The 24,358-nt window shown below is 42.6% G+C and carries 20 protein-coding genes; 1 reads left to right on the top strand and 19 read right to left on the bottom strand.

Translation table 11 applies throughout. The features are described from left to right. Positions 1 to 2 precede the first annotated feature (2 nt). From rlmN to HNR53_RS01885, 11 genes are all read right to left on the bottom strand, one after another. A complete protein-coding gene (gene rlmN / locus HNR53_RS01935) occupies positions 3 to 1,091 on the bottom strand; it encodes a dual-specificity RNA methyltransferase RlmN (RefSeq protein WP_184522127.1) in 1,089 nt (362 codons plus the stop codon). Beyond that, entirely contained in the window at positions 1,091 to 2,440 is a 1,350-nt protein-coding gene (rsmB, locus tag HNR53_RS01930) for a 16S rRNA (cytosine(967)-C(5))-methyltransferase RsmB (RefSeq protein ID WP_184522124.1), read from the bottom strand. Before rsmB ends, rlmN begins: the two co-directional genes overlap by 1 nt. Before the next feature lie 2 nt (positions 2,441 to 2,442). Further along, positions 2,443 to 3,387 carry a methionyl-tRNA formyltransferase gene (fmt, locus tag HNR53_RS01925; protein WP_184522122.1) on the bottom strand — a complete coding sequence of 315 codons (945 nt, stop codon included), beginning with the start codon at positions 3,385 to 3,387 and terminating at the stop codon, positions 2,443 to 2,445. Further along, complete coding sequence (gene def, locus HNR53_RS01920) at positions 3,387 to 3,869, bottom strand: peptide deformylase (RefSeq protein ID WP_184522120.1); 483 nt, start codon at positions 3,867 to 3,869, stop codon at positions 3,387 to 3,389. The genes fmt and def overlap by 1 nt, the downstream gene beginning before the upstream one ends. Before the next feature lie 50 nt (positions 3,870 to 3,919). Beyond that, a complete protein-coding gene (gene priA / locus HNR53_RS01915; RefSeq protein ID WP_184522117.1) occupies positions 3,920 to 6,322 on the bottom strand; it encodes a primosomal protein N' in 2,403 nt (800 codons plus the stop codon). Beyond that, the gene (gene coaBC / locus HNR53_RS01910; protein WP_184522114.1) at positions 6,319 to 7,539 is read right to left on the bottom strand and encodes a bifunctional phosphopantothenoylcysteine decarboxylase/phosphopantothenate--cysteine ligase CoaBC; all 1,221 of its coding nucleotides are present in this window, start codon (positions 7,537 to 7,539) and stop codon (positions 6,319 to 6,321) included. Before coaBC ends, priA begins: the two co-directional genes overlap by 4 nt. Before the next feature lie 158 nt (positions 7,540 to 7,697). Then, a complete protein-coding gene (rpoZ, locus tag HNR53_RS01905; protein WP_184522111.1) occupies positions 7,698 to 7,925 on the bottom strand; it encodes a DNA-directed RNA polymerase subunit omega in 228 nt (75 codons plus the stop codon). A gap of 2 nt (positions 7,926 to 7,927) precedes the next feature. After that, positions 7,928 to 8,542, bottom strand: a complete 615-nt coding sequence (gene gmk / locus HNR53_RS01900) for a guanylate kinase (protein WP_184522108.1) — start codon at positions 8,540 to 8,542, stop codon at positions 7,928 to 7,930. 9 nt (positions 8,543 to 8,551) lie between these two features. Further along, complete coding sequence (remA, locus tag HNR53_RS01895) at positions 8,552 to 8,812, bottom strand: extracellular matrix/biofilm regulator RemA (RefSeq protein ID WP_184522105.1); 261 nt, start codon at positions 8,810 to 8,812, stop codon at positions 8,552 to 8,554. A gap of 244 nt (positions 8,813 to 9,056) precedes the next feature. Further along, positions 9,057 to 9,932 (bottom strand): YicC/YloC family endoribonuclease, encoded by an 876-nt coding sequence (locus HNR53_RS01890; RefSeq protein WP_184522749.1) that lies wholly within the window; start codon positions 9,930 to 9,932, stop codon positions 9,057 to 9,059. Between the two features lie 102 nt (positions 9,933 to 10,034). Continuing rightward, positions 10,035 to 12,713: a calcium-translocating P-type ATPase, SERCA-type gene (locus HNR53_RS01885; RefSeq protein ID WP_184522102.1), complete on the bottom strand. Its 2,679-nt coding sequence runs from the start codon at positions 12,711 to 12,713 to the stop codon at positions 10,035 to 10,037. A gap of 284 nt (positions 12,714 to 12,997) precedes the next feature. On the opposite strand from HNR53_RS01885, the gene HNR53_RS01880 reads away from it, so the two are divergent. After that, complete coding sequence (locus HNR53_RS01880; protein WP_184522099.1) at positions 12,998 to 14,719, top strand: Rqc2 family fibronectin-binding protein; 1,722 nt, start codon at positions 12,998 to 13,000, stop codon at positions 14,717 to 14,719. Positions 14,720 to 14,817: 98 nt separating this feature from the next. Here the strand turns inward: HNR53_RS01880 and pyrE are convergent, their stop codons facing one another. From pyrE to HNR53_RS01840, 8 genes are read right to left on the bottom strand one after another with little or no spacing between them, the layout of a single operon-like run. Next, positions 14,818 to 15,441 carry an orotate phosphoribosyltransferase gene (gene pyrE / locus HNR53_RS01875; RefSeq protein ID WP_184522096.1) on the bottom strand — a complete coding sequence of 208 codons (624 nt, stop codon included), beginning with the start codon at positions 15,439 to 15,441 and terminating at the stop codon, positions 14,818 to 14,820. After that, positions 15,438 to 16,154 (bottom strand): orotidine-5'-phosphate decarboxylase, encoded by a 717-nt coding sequence (gene pyrF / locus HNR53_RS01870; RefSeq protein ID WP_184522092.1) that lies wholly within the window; start codon positions 16,152 to 16,154, stop codon positions 15,438 to 15,440. The genes pyrE and pyrF overlap by 4 nt, the downstream gene beginning before the upstream one ends. Continuing rightward, positions 16,154 to 17,062, bottom strand: coding sequence for a dihydroorotate dehydrogenase (locus HNR53_RS01865; protein ID WP_184522747.1), 909 nt, complete (start codon positions 17,060 to 17,062; stop codon positions 16,154 to 16,156). The genes pyrF and HNR53_RS01865 overlap by 1 nt, the downstream gene beginning before the upstream one ends. Positions 17,063 to 17,064: 2 nt before the next feature. Next, the gene (locus HNR53_RS01860; RefSeq protein ID WP_184522089.1) at positions 17,065 to 17,841 is read right to left on the bottom strand and encodes a dihydroorotate dehydrogenase electron transfer subunit; all 777 of its coding nucleotides are present in this window, start codon (positions 17,839 to 17,841) and stop codon (positions 17,065 to 17,067) included. Beyond that, a complete protein-coding gene (gene carB, locus HNR53_RS01855; RefSeq protein ID WP_184522086.1) occupies positions 17,838 to 21,053 on the bottom strand; it encodes a carbamoyl-phosphate synthase large subunit in 3,216 nt (1,071 codons plus the stop codon). Before carB ends, HNR53_RS01860 begins: the two co-directional genes overlap by 4 nt. Further along, positions 21,040 to 22,137: a carbamoyl phosphate synthase small subunit gene (locus HNR53_RS01850; protein WP_184522083.1), complete on the bottom strand. Its 1,098-nt coding sequence runs from the start codon at positions 22,135 to 22,137 to the stop codon at positions 21,040 to 21,042. The genes carB and HNR53_RS01850 overlap by 14 nt, the downstream gene beginning before the upstream one ends. Continuing rightward, positions 22,134 to 23,417, bottom strand: a complete 1,284-nt coding sequence (locus tag HNR53_RS01845) for a dihydroorotase (RefSeq protein WP_184522080.1) — start codon at positions 23,415 to 23,417, stop codon at positions 22,134 to 22,136. The genes HNR53_RS01850 and HNR53_RS01845 overlap by 4 nt, the downstream gene beginning before the upstream one ends. Next, positions 23,380 to 24,315: an aspartate carbamoyltransferase catalytic subunit gene (locus HNR53_RS01840; protein WP_184522077.1), complete on the bottom strand. Its 936-nt coding sequence runs from the start codon at positions 24,313 to 24,315 to the stop codon at positions 23,380 to 23,382. The genes HNR53_RS01845 and HNR53_RS01840 overlap by 38 nt, the downstream gene beginning before the upstream one ends. Positions 24,316 to 24,358 lie beyond the last annotated feature (43 nt).

The following is a 24,358-nucleotide window of genomic DNA, read 5'->3' as shown; positions in this document are numbered from 1 at the left end:
CTTCACCTCGTTTCTTCTTTACGTTCCTTTGCACGAAGCTGTCCGCATGCTGCATCGATATCAGAACCCTGCTCACGGCGAATCGTTACATTAACCCCGGCATCCTTTAAAGTTTTTTCAAATTTAAAGATCTGCTCACGCGGTGTCCGCACATAATCCCGTTCAGGTACATAGTTGACTGGAATTAAATTGACATGGCACTTAATCCCTTTGATTAACCGTGCCAACTCTTGGGCATGTTCCACTTGATCGTTTACCCCGCCGAATAAACCATATTCAAAACTCACACGGCGGCCGGTTTTATTAATGTAATAACGAACTGCTTCCAATAAATCTGGAAGTTTGTAAGCTCGGTTAATCGGCATCAGTCTGCTGCGGATTTCAGTATTAGGCGCATGCAGCGAGATAGCAAAATTGATTTGCATATTTTCGTCGGCAAATTGATAGATTCTTGGGATAATCCCGCTTGTAGAAACGGTAATATGGCGGGCCCCAATATTCAGTCCTTTTTCATGATTAATAATCTTTAAAAAGGATAACATGTTATCATAGTTTTCAAACGGCTCGCCAATACCCATGATCACAATGGAGCTTACCCGTTCTTCTGTTTCATCAAGGGCCTGCTGTACTTTTACTACCTGAGCCACTATCTCCCCTGCCGCAAGGTTCCGCTTTAGACCCCCAAGCGTTGAGGCACAAAATGTACAGCCAATCCGGCAGCCAACCTGTGTTGTGACACAAACTGAATTGCCGTAGTCATGGCGCATTAATACCGTTTCAATGGAAAACCCGTCATGCAGTTCGAATAAAAACTTAATCGTACCGTCTGCCGATTCCTGCTTAACCAAGGTCTTTAACGTCGTCAAGGTGAAATCCTCTTCGAGAATTTCCCGCAAATTCTTGGAGAGATTGCTCATTTCCGAAAAATCAGCAATCCTTTTTTTGTAGAGCCAGTCAAAAATTTGCTCCGCTCTAAAAGCCTTTTCCCCGTGTTCCTTTAACCAGTCTTTTAATTCCTGCAGCTGTAAAGAATAAATAGAGATTTTTTCAATGACTGTTTCTGTTTTTTCTGTTGTTACGGATGTTTCCATTACTGCACCTTCTTTCTCAAACAAGCGATATAAAAGCCATCTGAATTCATATATTGCGGCAGGATTTGCAGTTCCCCATTTTTCATGTAACCGCGGATTCTTTCCGGCAATCTATTTTTCACCGTCAGGTCAAATTCAAATTCGGGATGTTTTTCTAAAAAAGCCTTTACTACGTTCTGATTTTCTTCCTGATCTATTGTACAAGTACTGTAAACAAGAATACCACCTTTTTTTAACAATGGTGCTGCCGATTCAAGCAGGGATATTTGAATATCTTGAAGCTTTAGTAAATCCGTTTCATTTTTCGTATATTTTAGATCAGGTTTTCTTCTCATCACACCAAGTCCTGAACATGGAGCATCCAACAGAATCCGATCAAAGGATTCATTCTCAAAATGCTCCTGAACCTTCCGGCTGTCAAGTGCTTCTGCACGGATATTCGCAAGTCCCAGGCGCTGGGCATTATCACGGATAAGCTTCACTTTATGTTCGTGTAAGTCTAGCGCAATCACTTGCCCTGTTCCCCTCAGCTGCTCAGCAATATGAGTGGTTTTTCCGCCCGGCGCTGCACATGCGTCCAAAATGCGCTGCTGCTCTTTTGCACCAAGAGCATGAGCAACGGTCATAGAGCTTTCATCCTGTATCGTCAAAAGCCCCGTTTGGAAGGCAGAGGAATTGGCCAGATTCCCTTTTAAACAGATGATGGCCTCCGGTACTGCGTCACTTGCTTTTACAGCAAAGCCCTCTTCCTCTAACATTGCCAAACATTCTTCGCGGCTGATTCTAGTCAAATTGACACGACCGGACATCTCCGGGGCAGTCAAATTTAACTCACACATCTCTTCTGTTACTTCAAAGCCAAACTGAGTGATCCAGCGTTTCACCAGCCAAAGCGGATGGCTTGTCTTCACAGCCAGGCGTTCAGCATTGTCTGATATCTCAGCAAAGGAAGGCAGCCCTTCCCTTTGGATGCTGCGCAAAACCCCGTTAACCAAACTGCTAATCCCTTTATGACCACGCTTTTTGGCGATTTCAACTGCTTCAAAAATAGCAGCCCGATCCGGAATTTTATCTAAAAAAAACATTTGATAAAGCGTTAATCTTAATAATTGCCGAACCCAGCTTTCCAGCTTCTTTTCTGCGATAAATGGGGCAAGAAAATAATCGAGCGTTATTTTCCGCTGTAATGTACCATAAGTTAATTCAGTCAGCAAAGGAATATCCTTCTGATCAAGTTCATTTTTTTTAATCGCATGGTTTAACATCAAATTGCTATATGATTGATTCTTTTCGATACCTTCGAGAATATCAAGCGCTGTTTCACGCACATTTTTCTTTTTCGTTTTCATGTTTAATCCCCTAGAACCATTCCGGTCTCGATTTCAGAACCAGACCCTCTTAAATATTGTTCCGCAGTCATTTTCTTTTTGCCTGAAGGCTGCAATTCGATCACTTTTAGCGCTGTTTTATTGCCAGTTGCCACCGTAAAGCCATCGGGTTCAATTTTGATAATCGTCCCCGGTTCGCTGCTTGTACCAATATCTGCTTTAACAGCCTGCCAAATCTTCATCACATTGCCGTTAAATGTTGTATAGGCGACTGGCCAAGGGTTTAAACCGCGAATCTGATTATAGAGGGTCTCACCATCCTGTGCCCAGTCAATCTTTTCCTGCTCACGTTTGATATTTGGGGCATACGTAGCCTGTTCCTCCACTTGTGGAATCGGTGAAAGACGGCCTTCGAGCAAGGGCGGGATCGTTTCCGCTAAAAGCTTTGCTCCCGCAGCACTAAGCTTATCATGCAGTGTACCCACATTATCATTCTCCAAAATAGGCACTTCAATCTGCGTTAACATATCACCGGCATCAAGCTTTTCTGCCATATACATAATCGTAACGCCGGTTTTTTCTTTTCCCTGGATAATCGAATAGTGGATAGGAGCCCCGCCGCGTAAATCTGGCAGAAGTGATGCATGTACATTAATACAGCCAAAACGAGGTGCTTCAAGCAATTGCCTTGGTAAAATCTGACCAAATGCAGCCGTTACCACCAATTCAGGATTCAGTTCTAATATTGGAGCCAATTCTTCCGCACGGCTGATTTTTTCCGGCTGGTAAACAGGAATTCCCAGTTTTATAGCCTCTACTTTTACAGGAGGAGGGGTCAGTATTTTTTTTCGGCCGACAGGACGGTCCGGCTGTGTAACTACCGCAATTACTTCATAGCCGTCTTGAATCATCTGCCTTAAAATTGGGACAGAAAAATCAGGTGTTCCCATAAAAATAACTCTTGTCATTAATTTCCCGCCTCCTCTAATTCTTTTTCATCAATATATTTTGACACCTTTGATGTAAATAATACACCGTGCAGATGGTCAATTTCATGCTGGATCGCACGTGCCAGATAGTCCTCTGCTTCTATTTTAAAGCTTTTGCCTTTTCTATCCTGTGCTTTTACTTTAACGTAAAAGGCGCGGCTGACTTCTCCATACAGTCCCGGAAAACTTAAGCAGCCTTCTACACCCGTCTGTTCCCCCGTGGCTGCTAAAATTTCCGGATTAATTAATTCAATCGTACCGCTTTCATCGCCGATATCGACAACAGCAATCTGCAAGTCTACTCCGATTTGCGGAGCAGCGAGACCGACTCCGTCAAATTCAATCATCGTATCGTACATGTCATTTAATAGCTTTTTTAATTTATTATCGAAAACGGTCACTGGCTTACAAGGCTGTTCCAATATCTCCGCTGGATACTTAACTATTTTTTTTACTGCCAACTCAAGTTCCTCCTATAATTTGTTCATCTAAAAAAACAAAATTCTAATTATTACATTAGTATAAACGGATTTGTATCAATGGATACTTGCAGTCCATTCGTATGAGCTTCCTTCCCGTAATGGTCAAGAATCTCCTTTAAGATTTGCGTTAATCCAGGTTCCCGTTTATATTTTATTAAACATTGATAACGGTATTTATTATTGATTCTTGGGATAGGTGAAGCCACCGGTCCAAGGATCAACGTATTTCGACTTAGCCGGGAATGGAGAAATCTTGTTATTTTCTCGATTGTATCAACGACCTTCAGCAGTTCCTCATGATGCACCGTAATAAGAGCAATGTAATAAAACGGCGGGTATTGATGAACTTTCCGCATCATCATTTCTCTCTGATAAAATTTATCAAAATCCTGCTCACCGGCTAGTTCAATGCTGTAATGCTCAGGGGAATAAGTTTGAATAACCACTTCCCCTGCCAGCTCATGCCTGCCAGCTCGGCCGCTTACCTGTGTCAGCAGCTGAAATGTTTTTTCGCTTGAGCGGAAGTCAGGCAGATGCAGCATCGTATCAGCAGACAGAACTCCTACTAAGGTGATATTGGGAAAATCCAGTCCCTTGGCAATCATTTGCGTTCCCAGCAGGATATCTGCTTTTCCTTCATAAAAAGCGGTCAACAGCTTTTCATGCGCTCCCTTTCTTGATGTCGTATCCACGTCCATCCGAATGACCCTTGCCTCGGGAAAAATCTTACCCAGTTCTTCTTCAACCTTCTGCGTCCCGGTTCCGAAATAGCGGATATGATCACTCCCGCATTCCGGGCAAACATTGGGCACCATTGCTTCATAGCCGCAATAATGGCATTTCATTTGCTGGTTAAAACGGTGATAGGTTAAGGAAATATCACAGTTGGGACATTGGATGACATAACCGCAGTCACGGCACATAACAAAGGAAGAATGTCCCCGCTTATTTAAAAATAAGACGATTTGTTCTTTTTTGACCAGCCGTTCCTCGATTTTTTCATGCAGAATCCGCGAAAACATCGAGCGGTTGCCATCTCTTAATTCTTCGCGCATATCAACGATTTGGACATCCGGTAAATTATGATCATTCATCCTTCTAGATAAGGTTAATAGCTTATATACACCCTTCTTTGCCCTAGCGAAGGTTTCCAGAGAAGGTGTTGCGCTGCCAAGCACGACGGGACATTGGTGTCTTTTTCCCCGTTCAATCGCTACATCGCGCGCGTGGTATCTCGGATTATCCTCCTGCTTATAGCTCGTCTCATGTTCTTCATCAATAATAATAATACCAAGATTTTCAAAAGGTGCAAAAATGGCGGATCGTGCACCGACCGCAACTTTTACTTCCTTGCGCTGGATTTTTCGCCATTCATCATATTTTTCACCAACAGAGAGACCGCTGTGCAGAACCGCTACCTGATCACCAAACCGGCTTTTAAACCGATTGACCATTTGCGGAGTTAAGGCTATTTCTGGGACAAGAACAATCCCTTCTCTGCCTTGTGCGATCACCTTTTGGATCGATTGTAAATAGACCTCTGTTTTTCCGCTCCCGGTAACCCCGTATAAAAGGAACACTTCATGTTTTTCACCCTCGATTGACGATAATATCGGTCCGATCGCAGCAGATTGTTCATTTGTCAGCTTAAGCGGCTCTGTTTTTTGGATGATGCGGTCCTCATATGGATCACGGTAAACTTCTTTAACGGTTTCTTCCACCCAGCCCTTATCAATTAAGCTCTTTAAAACAGAGGAAGAAATGTTCAATGTTTTCAGTAAGTACTTTCGTTCAATACTTTCAGGGTTGTCCGCAAAATACTCCAATACTTGCTTTTGTTTACCGCTCTTGATCTCAAGCCTGTCAAGATCTTCCTTTTTAACAAGTGACGTAATCATCTTAACCTGTTTTTTCTTTACCCGTTCCTTCACTTCATATAATACTTCTAATTTTCCAGCAGCTGTACTTTTCTGAAACACAGAAAGCTGTCCCGATTTAAGTACCTCATCCCAATGAAGGATGTCTTTTTCATAAAAGAAAGGGCGAATGGCTTCATCCAGCTCATGTATAAATGGTCGGCTCTTCAGCTTAATCTTTTTCTCATATTTGGCTTTCAGCGCTGGAGGGAGCATCACCTGGAAAGCGGAGATTTTATAGCATAAAGTATGTTCAGTCAGCCAGTCAGAAAGATAGAGCAGCTCCTCATTTAGAACCGGTTCTATATCCATTGGCTCAATAATTTCCCTAAGATGGTCAAACGAAGACTGTGTTTCAACAGCAACGACAAAGCCCTGCACTTTACGCGGACCGAATGGAACCACTACTCTCATACCAGGGGATATACACCCTAGCAAGTTCGCGGGTATTAAATAATCAAACGGTCTGTCCGTTTGTTTTGCCGGAACATCCACAATCACTTTTGCCACCGTCATTGAGCATTTTCCTTCAGAAGCAGTCCTGCTTCCTCAAGAATTTTGACAGCAACCTCATTTTTTGACAGCAGTGGCAGTTCAATCTTTTCGCCGTTTCTTTTATGAATCGTAACAATATTTGTATCTGTTCCAAAACCGGCACCCTTTACGCGGACATTATTCGCGACGATCATGTCAGCATTTTTTGCTTCTAGTTTACTTTGGGCATACTTGTCCACTTGATCCGTTTCAGCAGCAAATCCGATTAAAATCTGTCCTTGTTTTCGCTTTCCAAGCTCCAATAAAATATCCTTTGTCCGTTCCAGTTCAATTACCTGGTCACCAGGCTGTTTTTTCACTTTATGGTCATAACTAACCTTTGGACGGTAATCCGCCACTGCTGCCGTTTTAATGACGATATCAGCTTGGTCAAAATGCTTTAATACAGCATGATACATTTCTTCGGCACTTTCCACATGGATGACTTCACCCCCATGCGGCGGACGAAGACTCACCGGACCGGAAATCAAAATGACCTTAGCGCCTGCAGCAATCGCTTCTTCGGCAATAGCGTACCCCATTTTTCCAGTTGAATGATTGGTCAAGAAACGAACGGGATCAATTTTTTCCCTCGTAGGTCCCGCTGTGATGACAATGGTTTTTCCAGCGAGATTTCCCGGATTTCCTGGATTCTTCTGCGAAAAAAACTCAGATATTTTTGCCACGATGATTTCTGGCTCTTCCATTCTGCCTTTACCGACATAACCACATGCTAAATAACCTTCTCCAGGTTCAACGAATGTATAGCCATATTGCCTTAGTGTTTCCATATTCCTTTGGACGGCGGGGTGCTCGTACATATGGACGTTCATTGCCGGTGCAATCCATACAGGAGAAGTGGCCGCAAGAAGAGTCGTTGACACCATATTATCGGCAATTCCTCCTGCCAGCTTTCCGATCACATTTGCTGTGGCAGGTGCTACTAAGACCAAATCAGCCCAATCTGCTAAGTGAATGTGGGCAATTTTCTTCGAGTCCTTTTCATCAAAGGTATTCGTATATACATCATTACGTGATAATGCCTGAAAAGTCAGAGATTGGACAAACTCAGCGGCAGATTCGCTCATGATGACTCGTACCTCGGCTCCTGCTTGAGTAAGTTTACTTGTTAACGCTGCCGCTTTATAGACAGCAATTCCGCCAGTAACACATAATAGTATTTTCTTCCCGATTAACATAAACCTGACCCCCGTTTACTATCTAGAATCCATATATGTTTATTATGCAAGAAGACTGGTTAATTTTCACTATGAATCAATCAAATCATGTCATGAAAAGAGCACCTTGATTCTTGCCTTAAACAAAGAAAAGAGGCTGATGATATCAGCCCTTGACATTAATATTCATTTCTATATTCTACATTTACTTTGTCTGAAATACGATAGACTAATCGATCTGCATCAATTTCTTCAAGTGCTTTCCCAACATTTTTATGCGAGATATAGCGGTTTAATAATACCGGTGCACCCAGCTGCATTTGCCGTGCCCGTTTAGCGGCAACAGATACTAAAGAATATTTGCTATCAATTTTTGTCATTAATGAATCAATAGATGGATATAACATGTTTATTTAACCTCCAGCATTTTTAAATATTTTGGTTCTAATCTTTCTCTGCGGCAATGTTCTGCTACGACAATGGCCTTAATTCGTTCACATGCCAGTTCAATTTGATCATTTTCCACTACATAATCATATAAGTGCATCATTTCGATTTCTTCCTTGGCGACATTCAGACGATTATTAATGATTTCTTCTGTTTCAGTGCCTCTTGTCACAATTCGGTTCTTCAATTCTGATAAACTTGGCGGCATCAAAAAGATAAACAAGCCATCAGGAAATTTCTCCCTTACCTGGCGTGCTCCCTGTACCTCAATCTCAAGAAAGACATCTTTCCCGCTGTCCAGTGTTTCCTGAACATAGTCTACCGGTGTGCCGTAATAATTTCCGACAAACTCAGCATATTCGAGTAATTTCCCCTGCTCGATGAGCAATTCAAATTCCTCTCTTGTTTTAAAGAAATAATCAACACCATCCACTTCACCCTCGCGTGGAGTTCTTGTTGTCATTGAGATAGAATATTTGAAATCCAAATCAGGCTGAGAAAAAATAGCTTTCCTTACAGTCCCTTTCCCAACTCCTGATGGTCCTGATAATACAATTAACAACCCTTTTTCATGCATTAAAGCGTCCTACCCTTCATCCATTATTTCATCCCGGTCGTTCAAACGATGTGCAACTGTTTCAGGCTGCACTGCACTTAAAATAATATGATCACTGTCCATAATAAGTACAGCTCTCGTTCTTCTGCCATATGTTGCATCAATTAATGAACCCCGGTCACGTGCCTCCTGAATAATTCTTTTAATGGGAGCAGATTCAGGACTCACAATAGAAATGATCCGGTTGGCAGAAACAATATTACCAAACCCGATATTTATCAGCTTGATCATTTGATGCTCCTCCCCATTGATCAAATTCGCCCCGGCGAATTTGCGCCCATACTAGCGCGCTTGCTCGAAAAATTACCTTTAAAAATCCGAGGCATCCGCCGGAGGCTTATCATCATTCAGTCTAAGTTTCAATTATGAATAATTTATCTTTATCGTTTTCATTTTCCACTTTTAGAAGTGCAGGATTCCTGCTGAATGATGATAAATGATTATTATCGCCTTGACAAGTGTTTTCTAAACTGCTTTATTCGATATTTTGCACTTGTTCCTTCATTTTCTCGAGAATGCTTTTCATTTCGACAACCTCTTTGGCAATAGAAGAATCATTTGCTTTTGAACCAATTGTATTTACCTCACGATTCATTTCCTGGATCAGAAAGTCGAGTTTTCTGCCAACCGGTTCTGTGAGAGCAAGGATACTCTCAAATTGTTTAATATGGCTCTGAAGCCGTGTCAATTCTTCATTAATATCCGCTTTATCGGCGAAAACAGCCACTTCCGTCAATATGCGGTTTTCCTCTAGTTGACCGCTGGCGAATTCCTGAATCCGCTTCGTTAATCTATCCTGATACATGTGTACAACAGCCGGAGCCTTTACCTTCAGGTCCAATACCTTGTCCTGAAGATGATGTAATTGTGTGCTCAAATCTTTTTCCAGTGCAGCTCCCTCAAGCTCTCTCATTTGCTTTACACCGATAACGGCCTCTTCAACTGCCGCGAGGAGAATAGAATCAATTTCCTCATTGCCTGTCTCTTCTTCCTCAATATGGATAATGTCTTCCCTGCCTAGCAAATCATGCAGAGAAAGTCCCTCTTTTATACCATATCTCTGCTGAATTTGAGAAATGGACTGTACTAAATTTTCAAGCAGTTCCCAATCAACCTGGACCTTTCGATTGACAATTCCTTCACCATCAATGGTTACATATACTTCCATTCTTCCTCTATGTAGATAGGTATTCAATATTTTCTTAATTTTATCTTCTATTTTATTAAAGTGACGGGGCATTCGAATATAAAATTCTGAAAACCTGTGGTTAACAGTTTTCACTTCAACAGAGATTGAAAAGGAATCAATCCCTTTCTTGCACCTGCCAAAACCAGTCATACTCATAACCATTTCCTTCACATCCATTCCGCATCCATCTGTACCTATCTTAATGAAGACAAAAAAAAGAAAGGCAACAGAGCCGTCTCTATCACCTTGAAATTATAACATACTTCATTTTGTTTTTCTTAATAAAAATGAGCCTGCTAGTAAAAATGTTGGAATGGCGGCCAGTCCGGTTATCACAAGCCAATCAAACGCTTTGATTGGCACTGTATGAAAAATAGGCTGGAGCGGCGGATAGTAAATAACTGCCAGCACCATTAGCTGGGAAAGAATGACAGAACCCACTAAATACTTATTGCCAAACGGATTACGAGCCAGGATGGATTTTTCACTTCTGCAGTCAAACACATGGATTAACTGGGCCAGTACTAACGTGGCGAACGCAACGGTCTGAGCATATTCAAGGTGAGACGGATTTTGCTGGTAGGCAATCATAAATGCCAGCAGGGTAACGATCCCGATTAAAAAACCGCGCGTAACAACCTTCCAGCCAAGTCCCCTGGCAAATACTCCTTCCCGTGGACTGCGTGGGTTCCGCTTCATTACGTCCCCCTCAGGCTGATCCAATCCAAGCGCCATTGCCGGCAGACCATCCGTCACCAAATTCACCCACAGAATTTGAATCGGTACCAGAGGCAATGGCAGCGCAAGGATCATGGCAAATAACATCACCAATATTTCCCCGACATTTGAAGCCAATAAATAGCGGATGAATTTACGGATGTTTTCATAAATATTCCGTCCTTCTTTAATCGCCGCTTTAATCGTCGCGAAGTTATCGTCAAGCAATACAAGCGCCGATGCTTCTTTGGCTACATCCGTTCCTGTAATCCCCATCGCTACGCCGATGTCAGCTGCTTTAATAGCCGGAGCATCATTGACTCCATCCCCTGTCATCGCCACGATATGCCCTCTATTCTGCCATGCTTTCACAATTTTTAATTTATGCTCCGGGGAAACCCGGGCAAAAACAGACACATCTTCAACCACTTCCTCGAGTTCTTCGACTGACATATTGGATAGCTCTGAGCCTTCGAGCACCTTCGATTGATGGGACAGGATGCCGAGTTGTTTCGCTATCGCCTTGGCTGTAATGACATGATCCCCGGTAATCATCACTGTTTTAATTCCGGCTTCCTTGCACTCTTTTACAGCCTTTCTTACTTCCGGACGCGGCGGGTCAATCATTCCCTGCAGTCCAATCAGCGTTAATTCCTTTTCAACCTCTGTTTCATTTAAGATGACGGTTTGCGGGGAAATTTCCTTATAGCCGAACGCTATCGTTCTTAATGCCTGCGATGCTAATTGATTAATCGCTGATTGTACCCCTTCTATCGTTTCACGGTCGAGCCATTTTTTTCGCTCATCCCATAAAATAGCCGTACTTTTTCCCAGCAAAACATCAGGTGCTCCTTTGGTGACAACAAAACGTTTGCCGCTCTGATCCTTGACAATGACAGTCATCATTTTTCTTGTTGAATCAAACGGAAACTCATGGACAATTTCGAATTGGCTTAATAATTGTTCCCGGTTGTACCCGGCTTTCATGGCCGAAACAAGGAGGGCGCCTTCTGTTGGATCTCCGTCTATCACATACTCTTTTTTCTTTTCAATTAATTCAGCATGATTGCAGAGCATGCCAAACATCAGCATTTGCTGCAGCGCTTTTTCCACACTTAATTCAATCGCCGCTTCCTCTTTGTAAAAAGACCCCCTTGGTTCATATCCGACTCCGTCAACCGTCCAGGTCTTACCGCCGCTCCACAAATGGGTAACCGTCATTTCATTCTGTGTCAGCGTCCCTGTTTTATCGGAACAAATGACGGAGGCACAGCCAAGGGTCTCGACAGCAGGCAGTTTCCTTACAATGGCATTCTGTTTGATCATTCTTTGTACTCCGAGCGACAGCGCAACTGTTACAATCGCCGGCAATCCTTCCGGGATCGCTGCTACCGCCAAGGAAACCCCGGCTAAAAACATCGTATATAATTCATTGCCCTGCAGCACGCCCATCACGACGACGAGTGCCGTTAAAATGAGCGCTGTCACAATCAGAATTTTACCAAGCTGCTCCAGTCTTCTTTGTAATGGAGTGATCATCGTTTCCGCGCTTTGCAGCAGGTCAGCTATCTGTCCCATGGCAGTTTTCATTCCAGTGCCAATTACGACCCCGGCACCGCTTCCTCTCGTGACCATCGTCCCCATAAACGCCATATTCTCCATATCTCCGATTCCGGGATTTTCATTGTTAAGGGGATTGACGCTTTTTTGTACTGGAAGCGATTCGCCTGTTAACGCAGACTCCTCAATTTCCAAGCTTTTCGAATCTATGACACGGACATCTGCTCCAATTCGATCGCCGCTGGTAAACTTTAATACATCCCCCGGGACGATTTCCTTCGAGGATACTTTCATCCACGAGCCGTCACGCAATACATGGACTTGAGGTGCTGATAATTCCTTAAGAGCATGGAGTGACTTTTCCGCTTTTCTTTCCTGGAAAAATCCAAGAACCCCATTAACAATGACAATGGCAATGATCGCGATCGCATCAATATATTCTCCTAAAAGTCCTGAGATAAATGTTGCTGCTAATAAGACAAGAACCATAAAATCTTTGAATTGACTGAAGAACAAAAGCAGTGCCGATTGTTTTTCCCCTTCTTCCAATTCATTGTACCCGTACTGATTCAGGCGTTTTTTTGCATTATCACTGGTTAATCCTGAAGAGAGGTCTGTATTTAAGGCTTCCTCTACTTCTTGTCTATTCATCTCATGGTACTTCATCCCGCCATCTCACTTCCCCCTTCATTTTGAACTGTAAAATGAACGGATCTAAAGGAAATCCTATCAATCTCAAAACCTGTTTTGAAAAAAAAGTTAAGCTCTCCATTTCACCATTCATTTAAACAGCGCAAACCAATTCCTCTAAGAAAAGCTTATTCACCCTTGTCCGAAAAAATGCTAAGATGGTTGCACATCTGTATCGCAACTTGTACAGTAAAGACAAGAATGATTCGTACCGACAGGATGATCATAATAGGTTATTTTTCCAGTAAAGGATGTTGTATATGTCGTTTGATGGTTTATTTACAAGGGCTATGACAAAAGAGCTCACAGAATCGATAAAGGGAGGGCGGATTAATAAAATCCACCAGCCGTACCAGCATGAAATGATTATGGTGGTCAGAGCGAATGGGAAAAATCATAAATTGCTGATTTCTGCACACCCTGCTCATGCCAGGGTGCAATTAACGGAGGAGGGTTACGATAATCCTGCAGAACCGCCCATGTTCTGTATGCTGCTGCGCAAACATTTAGAAGGCTACATTTTAGAGGATATTCACCAGCATGGTTTGGACCGGATTATTATCTTCGATATAAAAGGAAGAAATGAAATTGGCGACACTTCTTATAAGAAACTAATTGTCGAGATCATGGGACGTCACAGTAATATTATTCTGTTGGATCAATCGCGAAATATGATTCTTGACTGCATCAAGCATGTATCTTTTGCCATAAATTCATACCGGGCTGTACTCCCGGGTCAAGAATACATATTTCCGCCGGAGCAGCACAAAGCAGATCCATTTGCAGCAAATGAAGAGGACATCCTTTCTAGACTGGATTTTAATGCGGGAAAGATCGACAAACAAATTATCAGCCAGTATTCCGGCATTTCTCCGCTTTTTGCTAAGGAGATTACACACCAAGCGGGCTTGGTAAACCGGACGACGGTTCCAAAGGCTTTTCTATCTTTGATCGAACGGATCAATGCGCATGATTATGCGCCAAGCATTATGAATAGCGGAGATAAGGAGAACTTTTATCTCTTTCCGCTTGGACATGTACAAGGTGAAAGCAAGTCTTTCCCATCATTTTCGCTCATGCTGGACCATTTTTATTTTGGCAAAGCCGAGCGGGATCGGGTGAAGCAGCAGGCACATGATATCGAACGCTTTATTATTAACGAAAAAGAGAAAAATGAGAAAAAGATTATCAAGCTGCAGGAAACCATTAAAGAAGCAGAGGAAGCCCAGAAATACCAGCTTTTTGGCGAATTAGTAACAGCGAATATCTATGCCGTACAAAAAGGAATGGAGAGCATTGAGGTCGTGAACTACTACGATGAAAATGGTGCCACTGTTGTCATTCCGCTGCATCCGTTAAAAACTCCTGCAGAAAACGCGCAAAAGTATTTCACGAAATATCAAAAGGCAAAGACTGCTCTTTCCATTGTTCATGAGCAAATTGAAAAAGCAGAGACAGAAGCAGCCTACTTCGATGCTCTTTTACAGCAGGTTGAAACGGCTTCAGCAAAGGATATTGCTGAAATTCGCGAAGAATTAATTGAAGAAGGTTATATCAAGGCGCGCAAGAAAAAGCAAATGAAGAAGAACCAATCGCAAAAACCGGTGCTCGATCGCTTTTTTGCCTCAGATGGGACGGAAATCATTATCGGGAAAAATAATAAACAAAATGACTATTTAACCAATCGGTTCGCAGCACGGGATGAGATCTGGCTCCATACAAAAGACATTCCAGGTTCCCATGTTGTGATCCGGAGCAAGTCTCCTAAGGAAAAAACGATTCATGAAGCCGCTATTTTGGCAGCTTTCTACAGCAAAGCGCGAAATTCCAGTTCTGTACCGGTTGACTTTACCCTCGTCAGACATGTGAAAAAGCCATCTGGTGCCAAGCCGGGATTTGTCATTTATGACAATCAGCAAACCGTTTTTGTTACTCCTGATGCTGAGATCGTACAAAAGCTTAAGAAACAGCCAACAATGTGAAAAAAAGCAGCCGGCCTGGCAAAATCAGGGCGGCTGCTTTTTTTATTTATTTTGGCTCTGTTAAACATGATTTAACACAGCTATTTATTTTAAGTTGATTATTTTCCCCAGACTTCAGGGTTTTTACGCCATTCCAGCAGCTTATCCATATCAGATGCTTCGATATAGCCTTTTTCACCCGCTACTCCTACAAGAGTGGAATAATTTGTTAAGGAGTAGGCAGTAATATCAGCTTCCTCAAGGCGCTGGCTGCCTTTCGCCAATTCATAGGTGAAAATGGATATCACACCTAATACTTCACAGCCTGCTTGGCGTAAAGCTTCTACAGCTGTAATCACGCTGCCCCCTGTTGAAATCAAATCTTCAACGACAACGACCTTTTGACCCTTTTCTGCTTTTCCTTCAATTTGATTTCCTTTGCCGTGCTCTTTCGCTTTAGAGCGCACATAACACATTGGCAGATTTAATACTTCACTAACCCATGCTGCATGAGGGATCCCTGCAGTTGCTGTCCCAGCCACAAGCTCTGTACCTGGAAATTTTTCTGTAATGATTTCAGCAAGTCCCGCAGCAATCTTTTTTCTTATTTCAGGATAAGAGAGGGTTAAACGATTATCACAATAAATCGGCGAAATAATCCCTGATGTCCATGTAAAAGGATCGTTTGGCCGAAGAGAAACAGCTTTTATTTCTAATAAACTTTCTGCGATGATTTTCTTCATTGACTCACACTCTCCCATGATTGAATAAACTTTTGATAACTTGCCTGCGGATTCTCCGACCGGGTAATCGAACGTCCTACCACGATCGCAGAAACGCCAGCCTTTCTGGCAAATTCCGGCGTAGCCACCCTTTTCTGATCTCCAACAGCATCATCCTGAAGGCGGATTCCTGGGGTCACTGTCAAAAAGTGAGCACCAAGGGAATCTCTTATTTTCCCCGCTTCGTGTGAAGAACATACGACACCGTCAAGCCCGGCTTTCTTAGTCAGTTCTGCATAATGAAGCACTGATTCGATCAGCGGTACCTGAATTAACTGTTCATTTCTCATCTGCTCTTCTGACGTGCTCGTTAACTGTGTTACAGCAATACAATTGGGACGTTTTGCCCCCACTCTCGTACCGGCATCCAGTCCTTCTATCGCTGCCTCCATCATTTCCCTGCCTCCAGCGGCATGAACATTGACAAGGTCACAGCCGAGTTTTGCCAGTCCGGTCATGGCTCTCTTCACCGTATTTGGTATATCATGAAGCTTTAAATCAAGGAAAATGTCATGTCCTCTTTCTTTTATTTCATGGACAATGGCAGGTCCCTCTTGATAGAAAATCTCCATCCCCACTTTGACAAATAATTTCTCTTGCCCAAAGAGATTTAAAAATTGGAACACCTCATTCTTTGAGGCAAAATCAAGGGCTACGATGATGGATTTATTCATTACTGCTTCCAGCTCCTTCCCATACATTGAGATATATGGTCATAGCCTAAGGTTTTCAACAGTTCAGGCAATTCCTCTATGATCGTTGGACAAACAAAAGGGTCAACAAAATTTGCTGTACCAATCGCTACTGCACTAGCTCCGGCATAAAAGAATTCAATAACATCCTCAGCTGTTTGAATACCGCCCATTCCGATAATTGGAAGATTAACATGCTGGCTTACCTCGTGAATCATTCGGATCGCAACCGGTTTAACTGCCGGACCTGAAAGACCGCCCGTTCGATTCGCGATAATCGGGCGCGCCGTTTTAATGTCAATTCTCATTCCAATCAGGGTGTTGATCATGGTTAAACCATCCGCACCGCCTGCTTCTACTGCTTTGGCCATATCCACGATATTTGTCACATTTGGTGAAAGTTTTACATAGACTGGAACCTCTGAGACATCTTTCACTTTTCGTGTTAAATCCTTTGCAACCTCCGGAATCGTGCCAAAGGCAATTCCACCTGTTTTCACATTTGGACAAGAAATATTTAGTTCAAGGGCATGTACATTCGAAGCTTTCGAAATTTCTTTTGCTACGGTCACATAATCTTCAACCGTTGAGCCGGCAACATTGGCAATAATGGGAACATCATACTGATCGAGCCATGTCAATTCTTCAGAGATCACTTTTTCCAACCCGGGATTTTGCAAACCGATAGCGTTTAACATCCCTGCCGGTGTTTCAGCAACTCTTGGTGTTGGATTTCCGAAACGGGGTTCAACTGTTGTTGCTTTGATCATAATCGACCCAAGACGGCTCAAATCGTACAATTCACTAAACTCACGTCCAAACCCAAAACAGCCGGATGCAGGCATCACAGGATTTTTTAAGTGTAAGCCAGGCAGCTGTACATCAAGCATACTCATAGTATTACCTCCCCTGCCCTGAATACCGGACCATCGCTGCATACTTTTTTATATGTATGGCTGTTTTCAGCGCCTGTATGGCAAACACAGGCAAAGCAGGCTCCGATCCCGCAGGCCATTCTTTCTTCCAGTGATAAGAATACTTTCTTATCCTGATAATTTGCTTCAAGCGCCTTTAGCATGGCAGTCGGGCCGCATGAATAAAGCGTATCAAACTGCAGTCCTCTTTCTTTAATCACATCTGTGACAAACCCTTTCGTGCCTAAGGTTCCATCTACAGTTGCCACATAGGTTTCCCCTAATTCTGCAAATTTGTCTTCATAAAAGACCGCAGACTTTGTTTGAAAACCAAGTACATGAATAACCTTTACTCCTTTTTTTACCAGCTGATGAGAGAGTTCATACAACGGCGGTACACCGATCCCACCGCCTACTAGTAATGCTGTTTCCCCTGGTGAAGTTTCAGCAAGCGGAAAACCATGTCCTAAAGGTCCAAGCACATCTGCATGATCCCCCGTCTTTTTTTCCGCCAAAATGGCCGTTCCATTCCCTTGTTTCCTGTAAATAATGGTAAATTCTTTTTTAGAGTGATCAATTCTGGCAATCGAAATTGGCCGGCGCAGCAGTGGATCCGTACTATTTGATACCTTGATATGAACAAATTGTCCTGGTTCTTCCATATGATTGACAAGCTCACCTTTTAAGGTGAGCTCATAAATTGAGTCTGCAATTTCTGTTTGTGAAATAACCGTACAAAGTTCTTTATTCATCATAAGAGAACAGCCTCACTTGAAGTGGTCACAGGACCATCCATTGCTTCAGCAGAGAAATTCATTGATTCGATAACGCGTAAAATCGCTTCAGCTGTATCTAGTGATGTTAAGCAAGGAACACCATTTTCAACGGCTTCACGGCGGATTCTAAATCCATCTCTTTCAGGCTGTTTCCCTTTTGTTAACGTGTTAATAACAAATTGGGCTTCGCCGTTGCGAATGACATCTAGTAAATCCGGACCTTCTGAACCGATTTTGCTGACGACACTTACACGGATTCCGTGTTTCTGTAAATAGGCTGCTGTCCCTTCAGTAGCCATCAGGCGATAGCCAATAGCTGAGAAACGTTTCGCCAGCTGCAGTGCTTCCTCTTTATCTTTATTGGCAATGGTTAACAGAACTGTACCAAATTTTTGAATCTTAATCCCTGAAGCAACAAGTCCTTTATACAATGCTTTCTCCAATGTATAATCTTTCCCCATTACTTCACCGGTTGATTTCATTTCCGGTCCTAATGTTGTATCAACACGACGAAGCTTAGCAAAGGAGAATACAGGAACTTTTACATAAACACCTTTTCTTTCAGGAACAAGACCTGATTTGTATCCTTGATCCGCTAATGACTGACCAAGAATAACCTTTGTCGCAATATTGGCCATCGGTACATTCGTAATTTTGCTTAAGAATGGGACAGTACGGCTAGAACGCGGGTTTACTTCAAGTACAAATACCTCGCCCTTCGATACGACATATTGAATATTTAATAAGCCGATAATGTTTAATCCTTTAGCCATTCTTTCTGTATAAGAAATAAGTGTCTCTTTAATTTCCGGCGTTAAGCTTTGTGACGGATATACCGCAATCGAGTCACCAGAGTGAACACCTGCACGCTCAATATGTTCCATGATTCCCGGGATGACTACATCCGTACCATCAGAGATGGCATCCACTTCAATTTCTTTACCTGTTAAATAACGGTCAATTAATACCGGGTGATCCGGGTTAATTTTCACGGCATTTTCCATATAATGCAGCAGTTCTTCCTTCTGATATACAATTTCCATTGCTCTTCCGCCTAGTACATATGAAGGACGAACAAGAACTGGATAGCCGATTTCATCAGCAATCTTTAAAGCCTCATCGACAGAAAGGGCTGTTTTTCCTTTAGGCATTGGAATTCCAAGCTCAACAAGTGCCTGTTCAAACTTATCACGGTCCTCAGCACGGTCTAAGTCCTCTAAAGATGTACCTAAAATTTTCACACCATGTGCAACTAATTGATCTGCAAGGTTAATGGCCGTCTGTCCGCCGAATTGAACAACAACTCCGATTGGTTTTTCCAATTCAATAATGTGCATAACATCTTCAATTGTCAGCGGCTCGAAGTATAATTTATCTGAAATACTGAAATCGGTCGATACCGTTTCTGGATTGTTATTGACAATAATCGCTTCATAACCCGCTTCTTTAATAGCCCAGACAGAGTGTACTGTAGCGTAATCGAATTCAACCCCTTGACCAATGCGGATTGGACCAGAGCCTAAGACAACTACACTTTGACGATCTGTTACGATCGATTCGTTTTCATCTTCATATGTGCCATAGAAATAAGGTGTTTCTGATTCAAACTCAGCAGCACAAGTATCAACCATTTTATACACTGGAATGATCCCCGCCTGTTTTCTCCAGTCATATACTTCTTTTTCCGTTGTATTCCACGCAGCTGCGATAGCACGATCGGAGAAGCCCTTTTTCTTTGCATTTTTTCCCCATTCATAGTCAAAGGCATGGCTGCTTAAAGATTTTTCAAACTTAATGATTCCTGCCAATTTATATAGGAAGAATAAATCAATTTGGCTCCATTCATGAATCGTCTCAATGGTTACACCGCGCTTTAAGGCTTCAGCAATATAGAAGAGTCGTTCATCTCCTGCTTTGCGGATTCTTTTCTCAATAATTTCATCACTAAATTCTTCGCCGTGTGGCAAGGCAAAGTGGTAAACATTACTTTCAAGGGAACGAATCGCTTTTAATAAAGATTCTTCAAACGTACGGCCAATAGCCATAACTTCCCCTGTTGCTTTCATTTGCGTACCAAGTAAGCGGTTGGCTGATTCAAATTTATCAAATGGCCAGCGCGGGATTTTTGAAACGACATAGTCTAATGCCGGTTCAAAGCATGCATATGTTTTTCCGGTAACAGGGTTCATCATTTCATCAAGAGTTAAGCCAACAGCAATTTTTGCTGCAAGCTTAGCAATCGGATAACCGGTAGCCTTTGAAGCCAGCGCAGACGAACGGCTGACACGAGGATTTACCTCGATGATATAGTAGTTAAAGCTGTCTGGATCAAGCGCAAGCTGAACGTTACATCCACCTTCAATTTTTAGCGCACGGATAATTTTTAATGATGAGTTACGCAGCAGCTGGTACTCACGGTCACTTAATGTTTGGCTCGGTGCCACAACAATGGAATCCCCTGTATGAATACCAACCGGGTCAAAATTCTCCATGTTACATACAACAATCGCGTTGTCTGCAGAGTCTCTCATTACCTCATATTCGATTTCTTTAAAGCCTGCAATACTCTTTTCTAATAAACATTGAGTTACCGGGCTGTATTTTAAACCGCTGGTCACAATTTCAACTAAATCCTCATCATTGTAGCAAATTCCGCCGCCTGTACCTCCTAATGTAAATGCAGGACGAACAATGACCGGATAGCCGATTTCAGCAATAAATTTATATGCTTCATCTAGATTATGAATAATTTCACTTTCCGGCACGGGTTCATGTAATTCATTCATTAAATTACGGAATAAATCACGGTCTTCAGCCTGCTGGATAGCGGAAAGCTTTGTTCCCAAAATTTCAACATTGCACTCATCTAAAATTCCGGAGTTCGCTAATTCAACAGCTAAATTTAGTCCAGTCTGTCCGCCCAAAGTAGGAAGCAGGGCATCTGGTCTTTCTTTCCGAATAATTCTTTCTACGAATTCAAGTGTCAGTGGTTCAATATAAACCGCATCGGCAATCTCTGTATCCGTCATAATCGTAGCAGGATTTGAGTTGACAAGAATGACTTTGTAACCCTCTTCCTTTAATGCCATACATGCTTGAGTTCCTGCATAATCAAATTCCGCTGCCTGACCAATAACAATTGGTCCTGAACCGATCACTAAAATACTATTGATATCATTACGCTTTGGCATATACTTGCCCCTCCTGTTCTACCGCATCAATCATGTCAAGAAATTGCTGGAAAAGGTTGTTTGAATCTTCAGGTCCCGGTGAAGCTTCCGGATGATACTGCACTGTAAATGCGGGAAAATCTTTATGCTTCAATCCTTCAATCGTTCCATCATTTAATGCAATATGAGTTACTTCTAAACTTGTATTAGCTACAGAATCTTCGTTTACGGTATATCCATGATTTTGTGAAGTAATATCCACTCTGCCTGTTCTTAAATCTTTTACCGGATGATTGGCACCACGATGACCGAATTTCATTTTTTCAGTATCGGCACCGCACGCCAGTGCAAATAATTGATGACCAAGGCATATTCCAAATAACGGTACTTTTCCTAAAATACCTTGAATCATTTCGATTGCTTCCGGTACATCCTTTGGATCTCCGGGTCCGTTAGAAAGCATAACCCCGTCCGGGCTCATTTGCAAAATTTCTTCCGCCTTTATTGTATATGGAACAACTGTCACATCACAATCACGGCGGTTAAGTTCTCTAAGAATACCGTGTTTCATGCCAAAATCCACTAATACAACTCTTTTTCCTCTTCCTGGACTCGGATAAGGGGTTTTAGTTGAAACTTGTTTCACTTGATCACGGCGCACTTCTGTTGCCCGTAATCTCTCAAGTACCGCATCAATATTTTCATCCATTTTACAAATAATACCCTTTAAAGTTCCATGCTGGCGAATAATTCTTGTCAACTTTCTTGTATCAATTCCAGCAATACCTGAAATTCCTTTCAGTTTAAAATATTCATCCAAAGACTTTTCAGAGCGCCAATTGGATGGGAAATCAGCTGCCTCTTTTACAATAAAACCGCTGATTGCCGGATTGATTGATTCAAAATCATCACGGTTAATTCCGTAATTGCCAATTAACGGATAAGTTAAGGTCACAATTTGACCGCAATACGACGGGTCTGACAGTACTTCTTGATAACCAGTCATTCCTGTATTAAATACTACTTCCCCAACAATGCCATTTTCGCTGCCAAAGCCTTCCCCAATAAAAACTGTTCCATCTTCAAGTATTAATTGTCTCTTCATATTAATTCACGTCCTTTTCTCCATGCTACCTTTCCCTCAACTATCGTTGCTGTCGGCCAGCCTTTACATGTCCAGCCCGCAAAAGGGGTGTTTTTACCTTTTGATAAAAACTCTTCAGGGTTTATTATCTCTTCATGATTAAGATCGAGCAATACCAAATCTGCCGGTGCTCCTGCCTGAAGCACCCCTGCATCAAGACCGAAGCTTTTAGCCGGTTTCCCTGCTAAATAATCAATCAGCTGGGCTAAAGTGAAAATCCCTTTCTCGACAAAATGGGTGTAAAGAAGAGGAAATGCTGTCTCTAAACCGACTATCCCAAAAGGAGCAAGCTGCATCCCCTCAGCCTTTTCCTCGCTCGTATGCGGCGCGTGGTCTGTAGCGATAAAATCGATCGTGCCATCTAAAAGACCTTCGATTAAGGCCGCACGATCATCTGCGCCGCGTAAAGGAGGATTCATTTTATAATTGGCATCCAATTCAGGAATATCATCTTCACATAAAATTAAGTGATGCGGTGTGACTTCTGCCGTTACTTTAATACCCGCCCGTTTTGCATCCCTGACAGTACGGACAGATTCTTTCGTACTTATATGGCATACATGATAATGACAGCCTGCACTTTCTGCAAGCAGAACATCTCTGGCAATCTGTACAGATTCACAGACGGAAGGGATTCCATTCATGCCATGTTCTTTGGAGAATTTCCCTTCATGTACCGAACCTTTATTAATTAACGAATTTTCTTCGCAATGGGCGACGATGACAGCATCCATTTTTGCTGCTTCTTTCATTGCCTCGAGCATCATTCCCGCCGTCTGCACCCCCACACCGTCATCGGAAAAGGCAAACGCTCCTGCCTCCTTCAGGCTTTGAAAATTAGTTAATTCACCGCCTGCTTCTCTAACAGTAATGGAAGCATATGGCAGCACCTTCACAGCGGCAGTTTCCTTAATCCGTTCATTCAACCATTGTATTTGTTCTGCTGTATCCGGCACAGGTCTTGTATTCGGCATAGCAGCAATCGTTGTAAAACCGCCCTTTGCCGCCGCAAGTGTACCTGTAGCGATCGTCTCTTTCTTTTCGCCGCCAGGTTCACGAAGGTGCACATGCAGATCAATAAAGCCCGGCGCCACTACTAAGCCGTCTGCTTCGATCATCTCCTCGGCAGAATCAGATGGGAATTCGCCAATTCCCTTAATTTTCCCGTCCTCAATCAGAATGTCAGCCTTTGTTAATTCTCCATTAATGAGCAATCTGCCATTTTTGACAACCATTGACATCTGCTGTTCCCCCTTTGCTTTCAAATGCGCGTTTTAAAACAGCCATCCGCACAAACACACCATTTTTCATTTGCGTAAAGATTCTTGAACGGCTGCATTCAACCAATTCATCTGCGATTTCGACATTACGGTTCACTGGAGCAGGATGCATAATAATGCTGTTTGCTTTCATTCTTTTTTCTCTATCGATTGTTAAACCGTATGAACGGTGATACTCTTCCGCTGTACCGGAATTCTCCTCATGATGACGCTCATGCTGGATTCGCAGCAGCATGACGACATCAGATGTTTCTATCGCTGAATCAACAGCCTCATAACTTCCGTTTTCTAACAGCGATTCATCAAACCATTCTTCTGGTCCTGAAAATACAACTTCTGCGCCTAATCTTGTTAAAACATCTGCATTTGAACGTGCTACCCGGCTGTGACGGATATCTCCGATAATCGCGACTTTCAATCCGGCGAAGCGGCCAAATTCCTGTTGAATGGTCAACAAATCTAGTAATGATTGCGTCGGATGATGGCCGCATCCATCACCGGCATTGATAACCGGAATTCCGATACGTCCCACGAGCTCATTGAAATACTGGTCGACATTATGGCGGATTACCACAGCTTGAACCCCAATGGATTCCAACGTCCGGACTGTATCATAAAGCGTTTCTCCTTTAAGCATGCTAGACTGGCTTGCTTCAAATGGAATTACCTCCAATCCGAGTTTTCTTTCGGCCATTTCAAAGCTTGATTTCGTTCTCGTACTAGGTTCAAAAAACAAGTTCGCGACAAATGATTGCTGAGCAGGTCTCCACTGTTCTCCTTTTGAAAAACGATGTGCATCATCTAAAATATTTTGTATTTCCCCAATAGATAATGACGTAGTAGTTAATAAATCCTTCACAATAACAGCCTCCCTTTAAAATGCGAACTTATTATTTTTGCCT

Source organism: Bacillus benzoevorans (assembly GCF_014207535.1).
Lineage (GTDB): Bacteria > Bacillota > Bacilli > Bacillales > Cytobacillaceae > Bacillus_BD > Bacillus_BD benzoevorans.
This window is presented reverse-complemented; position numbering and strand designations above follow the sequence as displayed.